This is a genomic window from Streptomyces millisiae, assembly GCF_031845425.1.
Classification (GTDB): Bacteria; Actinomycetota; Actinomycetes; order Streptomycetales; family Streptomycetaceae; genus Streptomyces; species Streptomyces millisiae.
Genome location: NZ_JAVREM010000006.1, coordinates 23215 through 41060, shown reverse-complemented (window position 1 = coordinate 41060; position 17846 = coordinate 23215). Strand labels below are relative to the sequence as shown.

The following is a 17846-nucleotide window of genomic DNA, read 5'->3' as shown; positions in this document are numbered from 1 at the left end:
GACCGGCGCCGAGACCGCCGCCGCCACGGCGACCGGCAGCGTGCCGAGGGCGCGCGGCCGGCCATGGCGCCGACCGCGCGCGCCCCCGAGGTCAGCGCAGTCGCGCCGCGACGGTGACGAACGAGTGCGGCGGGAGCGTGAGCCGCAGCCCGCCGTCCGCCGTCCGCGCGACGCCGTCGAACGCCCGGGTCGCCACCGCCTCCGGATCGTCCCCCGTGTTGTGCGCCTGGAGCCGGTCGGCGGTCAGCAGCCGCGCCGTCGGCTCCTCGACCCCGCCGCCCCGCAGGTCCAGGGTGACCTCGGCGGCCTCCGCCGCGTCCAGGTTGGTCAGCGAGACCAGCAGCTCGCCGTCCCGGACGCTGGCCGAGGCCGACAGCGTCTCCAACTCCCCGTCCCCAACCGGGCGTCGGGTGCCGGCCGTGCGCAGGTGCACGGCGAGCGAGGTGGCGTCCTGGTGCCGCTTGTTCATCTCGAAGACGTGGTAGGTCGGGGTCTTCACCAGCCGCTCGCCGTCGGTCAGCACCATCGCCTGCAGGACGTTCACGGTCTGCGCGATGTTGGCCATCACCAGCCGGTCGGCGTGCCGGTGGAAGACGTCGAAGTGGGTGCTGGCCACCAGCGCGTCGCGCAGCGTGTTCTGCTGGTAGAGGAAGCCCGGGTTGGTGCCCGGCTCCACGTCCCACCAGGTGCCCCACTCGTCCAGCACCAGACCCACTCGCCTGCCCGGGTCGTAGCAGTCCATCACCGCGGAGTGGCCGGCGATCAGCCGGTCCACGCGCCGGGCCGCCACCATCGTCCGGTAGTAGTCGTCGACGTCGAACTCGGTGGCGCTGCCCTTGGCACCCCAGGGACCGGCCAGCGTGTAGTAGTGGAACGACAGGCCCTGGAAGAAGTTCTTCGGGGTGGCCTCGCAACCGAAGCAGCTGATCTGCTTCATCAGCGTCTCGGTCCAGGCGTAGTCGTCGTCGGCCGCGCCGGACGCGATCCGGTACAGCTTGTTGTCGCCGTGGTCCCGGCAGTAGGTGGCGTACTGGCGGGCCAGGTCCGCGTAGTACTCGGCCCGCATGTTGCCGCCGCAACCCCACGTCTCGTTGCCGAGCCCCCAGAACCGCACCCGCCACGGCTCCTCCCGGCCGTTCTCCCTGCGCAGCCGCACCATCGGCGAGTCGCCGTCCCGGGTGAGGTACTCCACCCACTCGCTCATCTCCTGCACCGTGCCGCTGCCCACGTTGCCGCTGATGTACGGCTCGGCGCCCAGCAGTTCGCACAGCGCCAGGAACTCGTGCGTGCCGAAGTGGTTGTTCTCCTCGACGTTCCCCCAGTGCGTGTTCACCATCCGCGGCCGGCCCTCCTTCGGGCCGATGCCGTCCTTCCAGTGGTACTCGTCGGCGAAACAGCCGCCCGGCCAACGGAGGTTGGGGATGTCCAGGGCCCGCAGCGCCTCGACGACGTCCAGCCTGATGCCGCCCTCGTTGGGGATCGGGGAGTCCTCGCCCACGTAGAAGCCCCCGTAGACACAGTGCCCCAGGTGCTCGGCGAAGTGCCCGTAGAGGTGGCGGCTGATGGTCGGGCCCTCGATGTCGAGGTTGATGATGGCGGTGGCGGTGCGCTCCGTCATGGGGAACACTCATGCCTTTCGTGATCGGTATGGTCGGCTCGGTGGTGGCTGAGGCGGTGGATAATCGGCCCATGGCGCCGAGAGTGACGATGAGCGAGGTGGCGAAGGCCGCCGGCGTCTCGGTGATGACCGTCTCCAACGTCGTCAACGGCCACCGCTACGTGAGCGAGGCCACCCGGGAGCGGGTGCTCGAGGCCATCGACCGGCTCGGCTACCGGGTCAACGTGGCGGCGCGCAACCTGCGTTCGGGCAGCACCGGGATCATCGGGCTCGCCGTGCCCGACATCGACGCGCCCTACTTCGGGCAGCTCGCCGCGCTGCTGACCAGGCGCGCCACGCGGCTCGGCTACCAGATCGTGGTCGAGCAGACCGGCGCCACCCGGGAGAGCGAGCTCAGCGCCCTGACCCACTCGCGGCTGCGAATGTACGACGGGCTCATCATCAGCACCGTGGGCCTGGGCAACGAGGAAGCCGAGCAGCTGCGCTCCGAGTTCCCCGTGGTGGCGCTCGGCGAGCGGATCACCGGCGCCGGCGCCCTCGACCACGTGGCGATGGCCAACGTGGCGGGCGCCGAGGCCGCCACCCGGCACCTGATCGAGCGCGGCTGCCGCCGGATCGCGGTGCTCGGCGGCACGCTCGACGCAGGCGTCAACGCCGGCTCGCTGCGCACCGAGGGCTACCGGCGGGCGCTGGCGGAGGCCGGGCTGCCGTGGCGCCCGGAGCTGGTGCTGGAGCGGGCGTACACCCTGGCGGGCGGCGCGGAGGGGGTGCGGGCGCTGGTCGGGGCGGGCCTGGCCTTCGACGGCCTGGTCTGCATGACGGACACGCTGGCGCTCGGCGCGCTGCGGGCGCTCGCCGACCACGGCCGCTCGGTGCCGGGCGACGTGCGGGTGATCGGCTTCGACGACATCGAGCAGGCGGCGTACTCGGTGCCCTCGCTCTCCACCGTCGCGCCCGGCCACTCGGAGATGGCCGACGCGGCGCTGCGGCTGCTCACCGAGCGGATCGCCGGCCGGCGGGACGAGGGCGCGTTCGAGGAGTTCGTCGGGCCGCACCGGCTGGTCGTCCGCGAGTCCACCGGTAACTGAGCCGCCGCCCGTCCCGTGGTCCGCTCCCATGCGCTCACCCCCTCGCGCGTTGTATCGATACCGATCTTGTATCGATACAAGAAACTCGCACGCGGAACCAGGGGTGTCAAGGCTCGCGTTGCCCTGACATGCGAGTGTTCGAACGGCCGCCGGTCCAGGAGGGCGACAGCGACGGGGATCGACCGCTGCTGGTGCTCGAAGGCGTGAGCCGCCTCCACGGGGAGCGGCAGGTGCTGCGCCCGGTGGACCTGGCGCTGGCGCCGGGCGAGGCGGTGGCGCTGCTCGGGCACAACGGCTCGGGCAAGTCGACGCTGTTGCGGCTGGCCGCCGGCCGGGACCGGCCAGGCACCGGCCGGGTGCTCTTCGCCGGCGCGCCGATGGACGAGGACGACCCGGCGGTGCGCGCCCGGGTGGCCGTCGTCGGCGACGCGCCGGCCTGCTACCCGGACCTGACCGTGCGGCAGCACCTGGAGCTGGTGGCCGTCGGACACGGCGTCCCCGACCGCGAGGCGGCCGTCGACGCGGCGCTCGCCGCGCACGGCCTCACCGAGCGGGCCGGGGCGTTGACCACCGAGCTCTCCTCGGGACAGCTCCAGGAGCTGCTGCTGGCCGCCGCCCTGCTGCGCCCGGCGGAGCTGCTGCTGCTCGACGAGCCGGAGCAGCGGCTCGACCCGGCCGCCAGGGAGCGTCTCGCGCGGGCCCTGACCGAGCGGCGCGCCGCCGGGGTGACGCTGCTGTTCGCCACCCACCACCGGGAGTTGGCGCGGGCGGTCGCGGACCGGGTGCTGCTGCTGGACAACGGCCACGTGGTGGCGGAGGGCGCGCCCGCGCGGGTGCTGTCACCGTGACGACGACGGGGGTGGTGTCGTCCCCCGCCGGGCGGGCCGCGCTCGACTGGCTGCGGGCCCGGCGCGGCGCCGGGCGGCTGCGGCGGGCCGGCTATACCGCGTATCTCGTGACCGTGCTGTTCGGCGCATGGGGCGGGACGTACGGCTTCGGGCTGCTGCTCTCCATCGAGCGCGGCGGCGTCTTCGTCGAGCAGGCGGACCTGATCGCGGCCGGGCTGCCGTACGGGCTCGCGGCCCTGGCACTGGCGGCGCTGGCGCTGGTCGCGGTGGACGCGCTGTGGCGCGGCCCGGTGGTGCTGCCCCGGCACGACGCGGACTGGCTGCTGCCCATGCCGGTGCCGCGCTGGCCGCTGCTGCGGCCCTGGGTGCTGCTCTCGCTCGGGGTGCTGCTGCTGGCCGGCCTGGTGGCGGGCGTCGGGGTGGCGCTGGTGCTGGCGGCGGCCGGGCTCGGCGGTCTCGGCCCGCTGCTCCTGGCCTGCTGCCCGCCGTCCTGCGGGGTGGCGCTGCTGGCCGGCGGGGCGGCGGTGGCGGTGCAACGGCTGCCGGCCGCGGCCAGGGTGGCGCGCCGGCTCGCCGTGCCGGCGCTGGCCGCGGCGGTCGGGTGCGGCTGGCTGGCCGTGGTGGCCGGGGACCGGCCGCCGCCGGGCCTCGTCGAGGACCTGGTGCTGTGGTCGGGGCCCTGGGGCTGGGCCGGCCAGCCGGCGCTGGCGGCGGCCGGCGTCGGGGCGCCCGGGTGGCCGGTGGCGGCGGCGCTGCTCGGCGGGTGCGCGGTGGCGGCGGTGCTGCCGGTGCGCCGGCTGGTGACGACGATGCCGGCGGCGACGTTGCGCGCCAGGTCGCGGGCGGTGTGGCAGGTGACGGCCGCGGCGCTGGCGTTGGAGCCGCGCGCGGTCCGGCTGGCGCTGGCCGGCGCGGCCGGCGGCGGCGTGGGCTTCCCCCGGCTGGCGCGCTGGCGCCGGCGGCTGCGGCCGCCGCGCTCGCCCGGTCTCGCGGTGCCGTGGCGCGACGCGGTCGGCCTGCTGGCCGAGCCGCGCCGGCTCGGCTCGGCGGCGGCGCTGCTGGTGGCGGCCGGCCTGCTGCTGAGACCCGGGACCGCTGTGGCGACGGCGCTGGCGGCCGGCCTCGGCTACGCGGCGGCCGCCCGGCTCCTGGAACCGGCCAGGCTCGACGCGGAGGACCCGCGCCGCGCCCGGCTGTGGTGGCCGGGCTCACCGGCGGGGCTCGCGCTCCGGCACACGCTGACGCCGGGCGCGGTGCTGCTCGCCCTCGCGCTGCCGGTCGGGCTCGCCCTCGGCACCCTGCCGGCGCTGCTCGGCGCGGTGCCGGTGGTGGTGGCCGCCGGTCTGGTGGCGGCCCGACAGGCCCCACCGCCGGTGTGGCTGCCCCCGATGCTCGCCGCCGCCTGGCGGCTGGCGGCCCCGCTGGCCGCCGTCGCCGGCCTGCCACTGGCCCTGTCGATCGCCGCCGGCTGGCTCGCCCCGACCGCCTGCGGGCCGCTCGCCGCGGCGCTGCTGTGGTGGGCGACGGTCCGCCTCCGCCGGGGTGACCTGGCGTAGCCGCGGCGCCGGCCACGCGCCGGGCGGCCCGCCGGCCCCCGGGCCAGGAAGGGCGCGTGCGGCCGGTGCGTCAGCCTGGCATGACCCGCCAGCCGGTGTAGACCGTCGGCGCGACGCTCGTGCCCGCGGTCGAGCCGTGCAGGTAGCAGAGGCCGCCGGCTTCCGGAAGGGCGCCGATCGAGCGGTACTCGTTGAGGTGGTAGTCCACGGCGTACGCCTCGACGCCGTACTGGCCGACCACCCGGCCGTACGGGGGAACGGGCGTGGTGGCCGTGACACCGGTCGTGGTCGTCGTGCTCTGTGTGATGCTCGCGCTGACGTTGGCGCTCAGGAAGCCGAACAGCGAGGCACTGGTGCCGACCGTCACGGTCAGACCGAAGGTCCTCGACACCGACGAGGTGAAGCTTCCCGTGATCTCCCGGTTGGTGCCGTTGACGACCACGCGCTCCTCACTCACCAGGAAGTCGGGCCGCACCGCGTCGATGACGTACTCACCGGCCACGTACTCGGGAGTGAAGCTTCCGTTGAAGAAGTAACTCCAGGTCAATCCGTCGGGACAGTACCCCTCGTCCGCCTGGGCCGGGGACGAGGTGCCCACGGTCAGCGTCGTCGTCAGGGCGGCCAGCGCCGCCCCGACCGCGACCCGGGACCTCCACCGCGCCAGGCGACGCGGGCCGCTCCTGGCCCGTGCACTGCGGTCGGCCATGTCTCTCCCTTTCTGGGCGCCCTGCTGCGGACTTCCCGAGCAGCGTTGGCCGACCGTATTCGGTCGCGACGGCGCGGTCTTCGTGACGGGGCGAAGACGCGACGGGACCGGCGACGACGGCTTTGTCACGTCGCGCAGTCCTGGGTGCTCCTGAGCTCCCGTGGCGGGTTTCCTAGGCTGGGTGCCATGGCCAGTGAGCGTTCCACCCCGTCCCGCGACCGTCGTCGTGCCGAGCTGCGGGAGTTCCTGCGCAGCCGCCGGGCCCGGGTCTCGCCCGGGGACGTCGGGCTGCCGGCGGGTGGCGGGCGGCGGCGTACGCCGGGGCTGCGGCGCGAGGAGGTCGCGGTGCTCGCCGGGGTCGGGGTGTCCTGGTACACGTGGTTGGAGCAGGGGCGCGACATCCGGGTGTCGGCGGAGGTGGTCGACGCGATCGCGCGGGCGCTGCTGCTCGCCCCGGCCGAGCGCGCGCACCTGTACCGGCTGGTCGGCCTCACCCCGCCGCAGGTCGTCGCCGGGCCTTCGGTGCCGGCCCCGCCGCAGGTGCGGCGGCTGCTGGACGCCTGGTCACCGCGGCCCGGCTACATCCGGGACCGCCACTGGTACTTCACCGACATCAACGACGCGGCCCGCGCCGTGTTCGGCTACGGCGAAAAGGACCACAACTGCCTGGTCTCCTTCTTCACCAACGTCCGCTACCGGGTCCTGCACCGGCACTGGGCCGACACCGCCCCGGACGTGGTCGCCGGCTTCCGCGCGGACGCCGCGCGCTACCCCGAGGACCCGGAGTTCGACCGCATCGCCACCGAACTGGCCGTGACCAGCCCGGAGTTCGCCGAGCTGTGGGAGCGCCACGACGTCGCCGAGCACGCCAGCGCGGTGAAGGCGGTCGACCATCCGGACGTCGGGACGCTGGTCTTCGACGCGACCCTGCTGCCGCTGCCCGACCTGCCGGGACACCACCTGATCCTGCACAACCCGCACCCCGGCACGGACACCGGGGCGCGCCTCGATCGGCTCATGGGCACTCGCAGCCTGGTGGTGACACACCCAGGATGAGCCGACACTGCCGGTCCGCGTGACGGCCGCGCAGGATCACTGCCATGAACAGCGACAACACGCGGATGAGGGCAGTGGTCATTCCGGAGTTCGGCGAGGCCGAGGTGCTCCGGGTCGAGCGGATGCCGGTCCCCGAGCCGGGTCCTGGGCAGGTCGCGATCGACGTGGCGCACGCGGGCGCCAACTTCGCCGAGGTGCTCTACCGGCGGGGCGTGGTGGACGTGCCGCTGCCCTTCGTGCCGGGCATCGAGGTCTCGGGACACGTGCGGGCCGTCGGCGCGGGCGTCACCGGCCTGGCCGTCGGCCAGCCGGTGGCCGCGCTGACCATCGTCGACAGCGGCGGCTACGCCGAGGTGGTGGTCACCTCGGCCGCGCTGGTCGCCCCGCTGGACGGACTCGACCTCGGCCTCGACGTCGCCGCGGCGCTGCCGTCCAACAGCACCACGGCCTTCCTCGTCCTGGAGCGGGTGGCGCGCCTCGCGCCGGGAGAGCGGGTCCTGGTGCACGCCGCGGCGGGCGGCGTGGGCAGCCAGCTCGGGCAGGTGGCCCGGCTGCTGGGCGCCGGCCGGGTGGTCGGCACGGTCGGCGGCGAGGCGAAGATCGAGACCGCGAGGGGCTTCGGCTACGACGAGGTGATCCTGCGCGACCGGCTCGCCGAGGCGGGCGAGTTCGACGTCGTGGTCGACATGGTCGGCGGCCCGGCCCGGGCCGCGAGCCTGGAGCGGCTGGCCCCCATGGGGCGGCTGGTGGTGATGGGGAACGCCTCGGGCGCCGAGGACGTCGGCCTCCCCGCCAACCACCTGTGGTTCACCAACCGGACCGTCTCGGGCTTCAATCTCGCCGCGTTCTCGGCCGCCTTCCCGGCGGAGGCCGGGCGTGCCCTGCGCCGCGCGGTGCGGTCCGCGGCGGACGGGACCCTGCGGGTGGCGGTCGAGACCCTGCCGTTGGAGCTGGCCGCGGAGGCCCACCGCCGCATCGAGTCCGGGCGAACCACCGGAAAGCTGGTCCTCGACATCGCGGCGGCCTGAACGAGCGCTCGCGGCGCGCGGCGGCGCGGCTCCGCCGCCGGAAGCGGCCTGGCCCCACGGTCACCACCGCGCCACCGCACGGCACGCGGCACGCGGCGGCGTGGACGTCCCGCCGACGCAAACGGCGCCCGGCCCGGCGGGCGACGGCGCGGCTCCGCCGCCGGAGGCGGCCTGGCACCGCGGAAGCGCGGGAGCCGCTGCCTGTCCGTGGCCTCCCCCGCGCCACGGCGCGACCGCGCTCAGGAGGCGAGGCCGCGCAGGAGTATGGCGAGGCCGCCGAAGAACTCGGCGTCCGGGGTGACGTCGCGGGCGTGCCGCGCGGTGTCGGCCAGGTGCGGGAAGTCGGCGGGCGGCAGCGCGGCGATCGTGGTGGTGCCGGGTCCTGCCAGGGGGCCGAGGTGTTCGAGTTGGAGCGCCCCGATGACGTAGCCGAGCAGCGCGCGGAGCGCGATCACGCGGCGGGTGCCGTCGAAGCCGGCCTCGTCCAGGATGGTGAGCACCGTCTCCGACCAGCGCAGCACGCCGGGCGAGTGGTGTCGGTGGGTCACCGTGAGCGGGAGGACGGCGGGGCGGGCGCTCACCGCGACCCGCAGCCGCCGCACCATCTCCTCGACGCGCTCGCGCCACGGCGTGTCGTCCGGCGGCGGCGCGGTGTCGACGGCGTCGAGCAGGGACTCGACGAGGAGCCGCTCCAGCGTCTCGCGGTCGGCGACATAGCGGTACAGGCCCATGGTGCTCATGCCGAGCTCCTTGGCGACCGCGCGCATGGAGAGGCCGGCCAGCCCCTCACGGTCGACGACGGCGTGGGCGGCGGCGACCAGTCGGTCCTGGGTGAGGGTACGTGGGCGGGGCATGGCGGTTGACAGCGTACGGCACACGCCTACAAGCTGTAGGCGTGCATCGTACGCTAACGAAGAAGAAGGCGCCCGGCGACCACGTCGCCCGGCGCGACCTCCTAACCGTCCAGGGCGAGGCCGTGACCGTGCCCGCCGGGGACCGGCTGGTCCACCTCCAGTTCCGGCGCTTCGCCGGCTGCCCCGTCTGCAACCTGCACCTGCGGTCCGTGACGCGGCGACACGCCGAGATCGAGGCGGCGGGCGTCCGGGAGGTGGTGGTGTTCCACTCCCCCGCCGATGAGCTGCTGCCGCACGCCGTCGACCTGCCGTTCGCGGTCGTCGCCGACCCCACCAGGCGGCTGTACGTCGAGTTCGGCGTGGAGTCCGCGCGTCGCGCGCTGCTGGACCCGCGGGCCTGGTGGCCGATCGCCCGCTCCCTGGCCACCGGCGTCTGGGCGGTCCTGCGCGGCCGGGAGCGGCTGCCGGCCCGACGACAGCCGAACGGCCGCCTCGGCCTGCCCGCCGACCTGCTGATCGCGGGCGACGGCCGCGTCCTCGCCGTCAGATACGGGGAGCACGCCTACGACCAGTGGTCGGTCGACGAGCTCCTCGAACTGGCGCGCGGCGCAGTGTAGTCAAACTTGACTACACTGCCCGCATGGCCGAGAAGACGATTCCGATCCTGCCCTGCCAGGCGCTCCAGCCGGTGCTTGACTTCTACACCGCCCTCGGGTTCGAGGTCACCTACCGACAGCGCAGCCCCAACCCGTACGCCGTCGTCGAACGCGGCGGCATCGAGCTGCAGTTCTTCGGTCTCAAGCAGTACGACCCGGCGGCCTCGGTCAGCACCCTCTACGTCCTGACGGACGACGTGGACGCGCTGCACGACGCGTTCCGCGCCGGACTGAAGGCGGCCTACGGGCGGGTGCCCACCCGGGGCCTGCCACGGATCGGGCGGGTGAAGGACATGTCGTACGGCGTCCGCCAGTTCCTGCTGACCGACCCCGGCGGCAACTGCCTGCGGATCGGGCAGCCGACCAGCGAGGACCCGAGCCACCGGCCGGCGCCGAAGGAGACCTTCGCGCGGGCGCTGCACCACGCCACCCTCTTCGCGGACTCCAAGGACGACCCGGCCGGCGCCGCGCGGATCCTCGACCGGGCGCTGGGGCTGACGGAGGAGCGGCCCACCCCCACCCAGCTGCTCCGGCTGCTGGTGCTGCGCGCCGAGGTCGCCGACCGGCTCGGGGACGACGACGCGGCGGCAGCCTTCCTCGACCGGGCGGCGGCCGTCGACCTCACGGCCGCCGAACGGGACGAGGTCACCGCCGAGTTGGCGCGGCTCGCCGAGCCGCGGGACTGACCCCGGGCGAAATCGGGTTGCCGGCGGCCGGTGCCGGCGTGATGATCGCGCGGTGGCCAGGACCAGGATGCACGCCGACGAGATCGCGACCGACCCGCCGCTGGTGCGCCGGCTGCTCGCCGGGCAGTTCCCCGACTGGGCCGGGCTGCCGGTCCGGCAGGTCGAGTCCTACGGCACCGACCACGACATCTACCGGGTCGGCGACCGGCTCTCGGTGCGGCTGCCGCGCATCGGCTGGGCGGAGTCCCAGGCGGCCAAGGAGGCCGAGTGGCTGCCGAGGCTGGCGCCGCACCTGCCGCTGACCGTGCCCGTGCCGCTGGGTCTCGGGCAGCCGGCCGAGGGCTATCCGTTCGTCTGGTCGGTGCACGAGTGGCTGCCCGGCGAGAACGCCAACGGCACCCTCGACGACCTGGAGTCGGCCGCCGCCGACCTGGCCGGCTTCGTCCGCGCGCTGCGCCGCGTGGCCACCTCCGGCGCCCACCCGCGCCCCCGGGGCGCCCGGGGCGCGCCGCTGGCCGAGCTCGACGCGTCGGTCCGCCGCGCCGTCGCCGAGCTGGGCGACCGGATCGACGGCCCGGCCACGCTGCGCTCCTGGGCGGAGTCCCTGACCGCCCCGGCCTGGTCGGGCGACGGGGTGTGGGTGCACGGCGACCTGCTGCCGGGCAACCTGCTGGTGGTCGACGGCCGGCTGTCGGCCGTCATCGACTTCGGCGGCCTGAACGTCGGCGACCCGGCGTGCGACCTCCAGCCGGCGTGGAACGTGTTCGAGGGCGCCAGCCGTGACCGCTTCCGCGCCGAACTGGCCGCCGACGACGCCACCTGGCTGCGCGGCCGGGGCTGGGCGTTGGCCCAGGTGGTCATCGCCATGCCGTACTACTGGCACACCAACCCCGGCATGATCCGCCAGACCTCCCACGCGCTCGGGCAGGTCCTGGCGGACGGCACGACCGCGCCCGTGCTGCGCCGCGCCGAGCCCCACGAGGCGGACGCGCTCACGGCGCTGACCCACCGCTCGAAGGCCCACTGGGGCTACCCGCGGGAGGTGCTCGACCGGTGGCGGGACCTGCTGACGATCACCGCCGGGACCATCCGTGCCGACCATGTGGTGGTCGCCGAGCGGGCCGGCGTCCTGCTCGGCTACTACCGGCTGCACGGCGCGGCGCCGGACGGCGAGTTGGCCGACCTGTTCCTCGACCCGCCGGTCATCGGCACCGGGCTCGGCCGCACGCTGTGGGAGCACGCGGTGGCCACCGCCCGCGAGCGCGGCTTCCGCTCCCTGACCTGGGAGTCGGACCCCAACGCCGAGCCGTTCTACCGCCACCTCGGCGCCGAACGGATCGGCGGCCGCGAGGTGGCGCCGGGCCGGGTACTGCCGATCATGCGGGTCGTCCTCGCTCCGTCCTGAGCAAGGACGGTGGCTCACCCGGACGAACCGGCCATGGTCAGCGATCCTCGCTGATCGAGGGTGACCGCCGATGCGCACATATGGCGACAAACGCATGCGCTCTGACGTCGACGGTCACCTTTCGATCCAACGTGTCGATCGAGTCGCGAGGAAACCGACGTACCCGCTCGACACCCGGTCCTCGACGGCGAATGTCCGGATTCGCGGCTTCACCCCGTTCCGCTCCGACGGCACGATAAGCCCCGTCCTGGTGACCGCCGTTCCCCACGAGCGGCGGCCGAACACAAGGGGGGACAACCGTGAAGTTCCGTACGTTCATGGCAATGGTGGCTGCCGTTGCCGCGCTGCTCGCCGGCCAGTTGCTGGTCGGCAGCGCGTCGGCGGCTCCCGCCTCCGACTACACCGCGCAGGCTCGCGCGGCCGGGCTGACCGCCACCCAGGCGGACGCCCTGCAGGATCGGGTCGACGACTTCCTGGCGAGCCACCCCACCGCGCGGCAGATCGCGGCGGACCGGCTCGCGATCCCGGGTGGCGCCGTCACCCTGGACGTGCCGGGCACCGACGTCGGCGTCACGGCGATCAGCTGTTCGTCGGGCTGGCTGTGCATCCGCGACGGATACGGCGACCGCTACGACTACTACTACTGCGGTCTCTACGAGTTCTGGGGGATCGGGAACGGAGAGTTCAACAACAACCAGTCCTCCGGGACCGTGGCCCGGTTCTACAACGAGAACGGCAGCCTCCGCTGGACGAACACCGCCAAGGACACCGGCACCGCCTCGTGGACGCCGGTCTGGTTCGTCCGACCGTGCTGACCCGCTAGGTCCATCACCCACGGCTCCGCGTTCCGCCGCACCTCGGGCGGGGCGCGGGGCCGTGCGCCGACCGTCGCCCCGGTGACCGGATCGGTCCGGCGCCGGCCCGGTTCGTGCCTGCCGGGGCGGCGTCCGCGCTGGCCAGACTGGGTGGCATGAAGCGAGCGTTGATCGTCATCGATGTCCAGGAGTCCTTCCGCGCCAGGCCGGAGTGGGACCGGATCGCCGATCCCCGGATCGCGGAGTCCGTCAACCGGCTGGTCGCCCTCGCCCGGGCCGCCGGCGACCTGGTGGTGTGGGTGCTGCACACCGAGCCCGGCACCGGCAATGTGTTCGACCCGGCCGAGGGGCATGTGCGGCCGATGGCCGAGCTGGCGGAGCCCGAGGCGGGCGAGCCGGTGCTGTACAAGACCTCGCACAACGCGTTCACCACCACCCACCTCCAGCAGCTGCTCACCGTGGCCGGCGTCGGCGAGCTCGTGGTGTGCGGGATCCGCACCGAGCAGTGCGTGGAGACCACGGCGCGGGTCGGCAGCGACCTCGGCTACCGGGTGGTGTTCGTGACCGACGCCACCACGACCGAGCCGCGCGGCGGGCTGAGCGCCGAGGAGATCGTGGAGCGCACGGTGGTGGCGCTGCGGGGCCGGTTCGCCGAGGTCACCACGGTCGCCCAGCTGGAGGCGGCGGCCGGGCTGGCAGCATCGAGTGCGTGAGATCCGTCGTCTTCGTCCTGCTGCCCGGCGTGCACCTGCTCGACCTGGCCGGCCCGGCCCAGGTGTTCGGCACGGCGGCGGACCACGGGCACCCCTACCGGCTCCGCTACGTCGGTGAGCGCGCGACCGTGCCGAGCGCGCAGGGCCTGCCGCTGACCGCCGAGACGGCGTGGCCGGCGCTCGACCCGGCCGACCTGGTGCTGGTGCCCGGCTGGCGGTCCCCCACGGCCCGGGGCGGGCCCCGGCTGGGCGAGGCGTGGGAGGCCCGGCTGCGCGCGCACCACGCGGCCGGCGGCACGGTCGCCAGCGTCTGCTCGGGCGCCCAGGCGCTCGGCCGGGCCGGGCTGCTCGACGGGCGTCGGTTCACCACGCACCACGAGCTCCAGGACGAGCTGGCCGCCCGACACCCGCGCGCCACGCTGGTGCGGGACGTGCTGTTCGTGACGGACGACCGGGTGGTGACCTCCGCCGGCATCGCCAGCGGCATCGACCTGGCACTTCACCTGCTCGCCGCCCGGCACGGCCCGGCGCTGGCCGCGCGGGTGGCGCGCGCCATGGTGGTCTACGCCCGCCGCAACGGGCACGAGCCGCAGGCCAGCGCGATGCTGCGGCACCGCTCGCACCTGGACGACACGGTGCACCGGGTCCAGGACCTCATCGACGCGCGGTTCGCCGAGCCGCTGCCGTTGGCCACCCTGGCGACGGCGGCCGGCGTCAGCGAGCGCACCCTGACCCGCGTCTTCACCCGCGCCACGGGCGGACTGACCCCGCTGCGCTACCAGCAGCGCCTCCGTCTGGAGCGCGCCGAGCACCTGATCGGCCAGGGCGCCATGGTGGAGACGGCCGCCCGCACGGTCGGCTTCGACGACGCCCGCATGCTGCGGAGGCTGCGCGCCAGGCGTTAGGCCGGACCGTCGCGAAGCGGAGGCGCCTAGCGGCGAGGCCGCGGGGATGCCGGGCGCGGCCGCGCGCACCGGGCGGCCCGGCCGGCGGCGGCGGGCCGCCGGGCAGGCCCGCCCGCCCCTGCCCGGCCCGGGCGGGCCGCCTGCGTGCCCCGGGCCACGGCCCCGACCGCACCCGAGACTCCCCGGCGGCGGAGCCGCCCATGGTCCGCCGGCGCCGGGGCGCCTCGCCCCTGCCCAGCAAGGCTGGCAAGCCGGCGTACCCGGCCCGCACCCGGGCCGAGCGCCACGGCCCGACCGCACCCTCCGCCGGCCGGCCCAGGCCTCCCGGCGGAGCCGCGAAGCGGCGCCACGCGCCACCGGCAGCCGCCCACCCGGCGGTGGAGCCGCCCATGGTCCCCCGGCCCGCACCCGGGCCGAGGGCCACGGCCCCGACCGCACCAGACACTCCCATGTCACCGCGAGCGGCCCGGGCCTCCCGGCGGAGCCACGAAGCGGCGCCGCGCGCCACCGGCGGACGCCCACCCGGCGGCAAAGCCGCCCATGGTTCGCCGGCGGCGGGGCGCCTCGCCCCTGCCCGGCAAGGCTGGCAAGCCGGCGTACCCGGCCCGTGCCCGCGCCGCGGGCCACGGCCCCGACCGCACCGGACACCCCCGTGTCTCCGCCGGCGGCCCGGGCCTCCCGGCGGAGCCGCCCGGGGCGGGGGCGCCCCGACGGCCCGGCCCTCTCGTATGTCCTCCCGACCTCACTTCTCCCCGGGCCGGCCGTACCCGGCCCGTGGCCGGGCCGGGTAGGGCGGCCACGCCCGTTCCGCGGTCACGCCCGTTACGCGCGGCGCTTGCCCGCTCCCGGGCGGGTGACGCGGAAGGCGATGAAGGCCAGCAGGGCGATGGCGACGCCGACCAGTACCACCTTGGAGTAGACGGAGACCAGGTCGGTGACGCGTTCCCAGTCCTCGCCGAGGCGGTAGCCGGCCAGGACGAAGAGGGAGTTCCAGATGGCGCTGCCCAACGTGGTGAGCAGCAGGAACGTGGAGACCCGCATCTTCTCGACGCCGGCCGGTACGGAGATCAGGCTGCGGAAGATGGGGATCATCCGGCCGAAGAAGACGGCCTTGGCGCCGTGCTTGGCGAACCACGCCTCCGTCTTCTCGATGTCCGAGACCTTGACCAGCGGCAGCTTGGCGGCGATGGCGATCAGCCGCTCGCGGCCGAGCAGCGCGCCGACCCAGTAGAGGGCCATCGCGCCGACGACCGAGCCGATGGTGGTCCACACCAGTGCGGCCCACAGGCTCATGTTCCCCTGGCTCGCGGTGAAGCCGGCCAGCGGCAGGATCACCTCGCTCGGCAGCGGGGGGAACAGGTTCTCCAGGGCGATGGCGGCGCCGGCGCCGGGGGCGCCGAGCGCCTCCATCATGTCCGTGGCCCAGCCGGCTATGCCGCCGAGCTCTTCGGACGACTCGGCCGAGGCGGCCAGTAACACGGGTGCGGTGGATTCGATCACGGTAAAGACCGTACAAAATCTGCCGGGCGGGCCGCGATGCGGGCCGCCCCAAAGCGGGGGTGCGGAAAACCGCAGTACGCGGGGGTCGTGGCGCCGGTTAGCGTGACGGCATGAACGAGGCCCTGCGCCGCTGGCTGCGCGCGGTGGCCGGCCTGGCGGCGGGCGGCGCGACCGGGCTGGCCACGCTCCCCCTGACACCGCTCGTCGCGGTGAGCCTGCTGCCGCCGCTGCCGGCGTGGCGCCGCCGGGTGTTGGCGGCCGCCGGGCGTCTCGCCGACGTCGAGCGGGCGCGGCTCGCGCGGTTCCTCGGCGAGCCGGCGCCGACCGGCGCGCCGGGGCCCGGCGCGTTCGGCTACGTCGCGGCGCGGCTCGGGCCCGCCGTGCTCGGGGTGCTGGTGCTGGCCGCGCTGCTGGCCGGCGTCGTCTACGCGTCGATGCTGCTGTGGCTGTGGTTCGTGGCGCCGGACGATCCCGTCACGGTCCTCTCCTCCGGGGTCGGCGGGGTGCTGCTGCTGTTCCTCGCGGTCCACGGGGTGCTGGCCGTCTCGACGCTCGAGGTCCAGTTGGCGCGGCGGTTCTTCGGGCCGGGCACGCAGCGGGCGATGCAGCGGCGGATCGACGAGCTGGCGGCCAGCAGGGCCGGCGTGGTGGAGGCCGTGCACGACGAGCGGCGGCGGATCGAGCGGGACCTGCACGACGGGGTCCAGCAGCGTCTGGTGGCGCTCGGCATGCTGCTCGGCCGGGCCCGCCGGCATGGCGACCAGGCGGACGAGCTGCTGGCGCAGGCCGTGGCCGAGACTCGGCAGGCGCTGGCGGAGCTGCGCGAGGTGGCCTGGCGGGTCTATCCGGCGGTGCTCGACGAGGCGGGGCTGCCGGCCGCGCTGGAGTCGGTCGCGGAGCGCGCCCCGCTGCCGGTCGTCCTGGAGTACGCGGTGCCCGAGCCGGCGCCGCGCGCCGTGGAGACGGTGGCGTACTTCGTGGTGTCGGAGGCGGTGACCAACGCCGTGAAGCACTCGGGCGCCGGGCGCGTGACGGTCACTCTGGAGCGGGACGGTGACCGGCTGACGGTGACCGTCACGGACGACGGGAAGGGCGGCGCCGACCCGGGCGGCGGCGGGCTCACCGGGCTCGCCCGCCGGGTCGCGGCGCTGGACGGGGTGCTGGGGGTGGCCAGCCCGCCGGGCGGCCCGACGACGGTCAGGGCGGAGCTGCCGTGCGGGTGATGCTGGCGGACGACTCGACGCTGCTGCGCGAGGGCCTGGTGCGGCTGCTGACCGAGGAGGGCCACGAGGTGACGGCCTCCGTCGGGGACGCCGAGGCGCTGCTCGCCGCCGTGGACCTGGACCCGCCCGAGGTGGCCGTGGTCGACGTGCGGATGCCGCCGACCCACACCGACGAGGGGCTGCGGGCGGCGCTCGAGATCCGCCGGCGCCGTCCGGAGGTCGGGGTGCTCGTGCTGTCGCAGTACGTGGAACGGCGGTTCGCCGCCGAGCTGTTGGGCGGCGGCCCGGAGGGCGGGGTCGGCTACCTGCTGAAGGACCGGGTGGTCGAGGTGGACGAGTTCCTCGACGCGCTCGCCAGGGTGGGCGCCGGGCGGACCGCCTTCGACCCCGAGGTGGTGCGCCGGCTGCTGGCCCGCAGCTCGCACGTGGACCCGCTGGCCCGGCTGACGCCACGGGAGCGCGACGTGCTGCGGGAGATGGCCGAGGGCCACACCAACTCGGCCATCGCGGCGCGGCTCTTCGTCTCCCGCAGCGCCGTCGAGAAGCACATCAACGCGATCTTCGACAAGCTGGAGCTGCCCGGCGGCACCGGCTACAGCCGCCGGGTGCTGGCGGTGCTGCGCTATCTCGACTCCTGAACCGTTATCAGCGGCGTGCACCGTTTTGACCCCCTTCCGCCGGGTACGAGCAGGAGTTCAGAAGCGACGACGAAGTCCCGGAAAGGATCGCGCACATGGACACCTGGGGCCTGCTGGCAGGCCTGATCGCCTACACCCTCTGTTCCCTGGTCGCCGCGCGCGCCGCCTTCGCCGTGCAGCGCTCCCGCCTGATCGCGCAGGAGCCCCTGTGGCACCACGACCAGGACCCGGTGGAGAGCTTCGAGAGCCACGACAGGTCGAGCGCCGCCACGGGTGCTTTCCTCTTCGGAATCGCGTGGCCACTGACCGTGCCGGGGTACTGTGTCTACCGCTGCGCCACCTTCGTGATCACCGCGCGTCCGCGAGAGACCGACCACGAGCGCGAGCGCCGCGCCCAGCAACTCCAGCGGCGGATCCGCGAACTCGAACGGTCGCTTGACATGCCATCGCTCGACGAGCGGCCCCACGATCCGTCCGCGCGGAGGGCTGACACGACTCACGTTCCATCCGATGGCGCGCAACCACGCGTCACCCCCTGAAGGTCTATGTCG

18 protein-coding genes are annotated in these 17846 nt (G+C 75.0%); 14 read left to right on the top strand and 4 right to left on the bottom strand.

Annotated elements, in window-relative coordinates; all coding sequences use genetic code 11:
• Nucleotides 1-91: 91 nt before the first annotated feature.
• Nucleotides 92-1618, bottom strand: coding sequence for an alpha-N-arabinofuranosidase (locus tag RNC47_RS08615; RefSeq protein ID WP_311597046.1), 1527 nt, complete (start codon nt 1616-1618; stop codon nt 92-94).
• A 71-nt stretch (nt 1619-1689) separates the two neighbouring features.
• On the opposite strand from RNC47_RS08615, the gene RNC47_RS08610 reads away from it, so the two are divergent.
• The 3 genes from RNC47_RS08610 (at nt 1690) to RNC47_RS08600 (ending at nt 5110) form a co-directional block, all read left to right on the top strand.
• A complete protein-coding gene (locus RNC47_RS08610) occupies nt 1690-2706 on the top strand; it encodes a LacI family DNA-binding transcriptional regulator (protein WP_311597044.1) in 1017 nt (338 codons plus the stop codon).
• A 128-nt stretch (nt 2707-2834) separates the two neighbouring features.
• Nucleotides 2835-3554 carry an ABC transporter ATP-binding protein gene (locus tag RNC47_RS08605; RefSeq protein WP_311597043.1) on the top strand — a complete coding sequence of 240 codons (720 nt, stop codon included), beginning with the start codon at nt 2835-2837 and terminating at the stop codon, nt 3552-3554.
• On the top strand, nt 3551-5110 hold the full coding sequence (locus RNC47_RS08600) for a hypothetical protein (RefSeq protein ID WP_311597042.1): 1560 nt from the start codon (nt 3551-3553) through the stop codon (nt 5108-5110). The genes RNC47_RS08605 and RNC47_RS08600 overlap by 4 nt, the downstream gene beginning before the upstream one ends.
• Nucleotides 5111-5180: 70 nt before the next feature.
• Here RNC47_RS08600 and RNC47_RS08595 read toward each other — a convergent pair whose 3' ends face one another.
• Nucleotides 5181-5816, bottom strand: a complete 636-nt coding sequence (locus RNC47_RS08595; protein WP_311597039.1) for a hypothetical protein — start codon at nt 5814-5816, stop codon at nt 5181-5183.
• A 186-nt stretch (nt 5817-6002) separates the two neighbouring features.
• On the opposite strand from RNC47_RS08595, the gene RNC47_RS08590 reads away from it, so the two are divergent.
• Together RNC47_RS08590 and RNC47_RS08585 are read left to right on the top strand one after the other, a co-directional pair.
• The gene (locus RNC47_RS08590; protein WP_311597037.1) at nt 6003-6872 is read left to right on the top strand and encodes a helix-turn-helix transcriptional regulator; all 870 of its coding nucleotides are present in this window, start codon (nt 6003-6005) and stop codon (nt 6870-6872) included.
• Nucleotides 6873-6916: 44 nt separating this feature from the next.
• Nucleotides 6917-7900 carry a quinone oxidoreductase family protein gene (locus tag RNC47_RS08585; RefSeq protein ID WP_311597035.1) on the top strand — a complete coding sequence of 328 codons (984 nt, stop codon included), beginning with the start codon at nt 6917-6919 and terminating at the stop codon, nt 7898-7900.
• Nucleotides 7901-8139: 239 nt separating this feature from the next.
• Here the strand turns inward: RNC47_RS08585 and RNC47_RS08580 are convergent, their stop codons facing one another.
• Nucleotides 8140-8754 carry a TetR/AcrR family transcriptional regulator gene (locus RNC47_RS08580; RefSeq protein ID WP_311597034.1) on the bottom strand — a complete coding sequence of 205 codons (615 nt, stop codon included), beginning with the start codon at nt 8752-8754 and terminating at the stop codon, nt 8140-8142.
• 41 nt (nt 8755-8795) lie between these two features.
• On the opposite strand from RNC47_RS08580, the gene RNC47_RS08575 reads away from it, so the two are divergent.
• The 6 genes from RNC47_RS08575 to RNC47_RS08550 all read left to right on the top strand — a co-directional run bounded on the left by RNC47_RS08575 (nt 8796) and on the right by RNC47_RS08550 (nt 13934).
• On the top strand, nt 8796-9371 hold the full coding sequence (locus tag RNC47_RS08575; RefSeq protein WP_311597033.1) for a peroxiredoxin-like family protein: 576 nt from the start codon (nt 8796-8798) through the stop codon (nt 9369-9371).
• 23 nt (nt 9372-9394) lie between these two features.
• On the top strand, nt 9395-10096 hold the full coding sequence (locus RNC47_RS08570) for a bleomycin resistance protein (RefSeq protein ID WP_311597031.1): 702 nt from the start codon (nt 9395-9397) through the stop codon (nt 10094-10096).
• A 52-nt stretch (nt 10097-10148) separates the two neighbouring features.
• Complete coding sequence (locus tag RNC47_RS08565; RefSeq protein WP_311597029.1) at nt 10149-11501, top strand: GNAT family N-acetyltransferase; 1353 nt, start codon at nt 10149-10151, stop codon at nt 11499-11501.
• 323 nt (nt 11502-11824) lie between these two features.
• The gene (locus RNC47_RS08560) at nt 11825-12316 is read left to right on the top strand and encodes a hypothetical protein (protein WP_311597028.1); all 492 of its coding nucleotides are present in this window, start codon (nt 11825-11827) and stop codon (nt 12314-12316) included.
• A gap of 155 nt (nt 12317-12471) precedes the next feature.
• Nucleotides 12472-13029 carry a cysteine hydrolase family protein gene (locus RNC47_RS08555; RefSeq protein ID WP_311597027.1) on the top strand — a complete coding sequence of 186 codons (558 nt, stop codon included), beginning with the start codon at nt 12472-12474 and terminating at the stop codon, nt 13027-13029.
• A complete protein-coding gene (locus RNC47_RS08550) occupies nt 13026-13934 on the top strand; it encodes a GlxA family transcriptional regulator (protein ID WP_311597025.1) in 909 nt (302 codons plus the stop codon). The genes RNC47_RS08555 and RNC47_RS08550 overlap by 4 nt, the downstream gene beginning before the upstream one ends.
• Before the next feature lie 822 nt (nt 13935-14756).
• Here the strand turns inward: RNC47_RS08550 and RNC47_RS08545 are convergent.
• Nucleotides 14757-15347 (bottom strand): DedA family protein, encoded by a 591-nt coding sequence (locus RNC47_RS08545; protein WP_311597239.1) that lies wholly within the window; start codon nt 15345-15347, stop codon nt 14757-14759.
• A gap of 197 nt (nt 15348-15544) precedes the next feature.
• On the opposite strand from RNC47_RS08545, the gene RNC47_RS08540 reads away from it, so the two are divergent.
• The 3 genes from RNC47_RS08540 (at nt 15545) to RNC47_RS08530 (ending at nt 17834) form a co-directional block, all read left to right on the top strand.
• A complete protein-coding gene (locus RNC47_RS08540; protein WP_311597023.1) occupies nt 15545-16657 on the top strand; it encodes a sensor histidine kinase in 1113 nt (370 codons plus the stop codon).
• Nucleotides 16657-17295, top strand: a complete 639-nt coding sequence (locus RNC47_RS08535; RefSeq protein ID WP_394814737.1) for a response regulator transcription factor — start codon at nt 16657-16659, stop codon at nt 17293-17295. The genes RNC47_RS08540 and RNC47_RS08535 overlap by 1 nt, the downstream gene beginning before the upstream one ends.
• Nucleotides 17296-17390: 95 nt before the next feature.
• Nucleotides 17391-17834: a hypothetical protein gene (locus tag RNC47_RS08530; RefSeq protein WP_311597020.1), complete on the top strand. Its 444-nt coding sequence runs from the start codon at nt 17391-17393 to the stop codon at nt 17832-17834.
• The last annotated feature ends 12 nt before the right edge of the window (nt 17835-17846 follow it).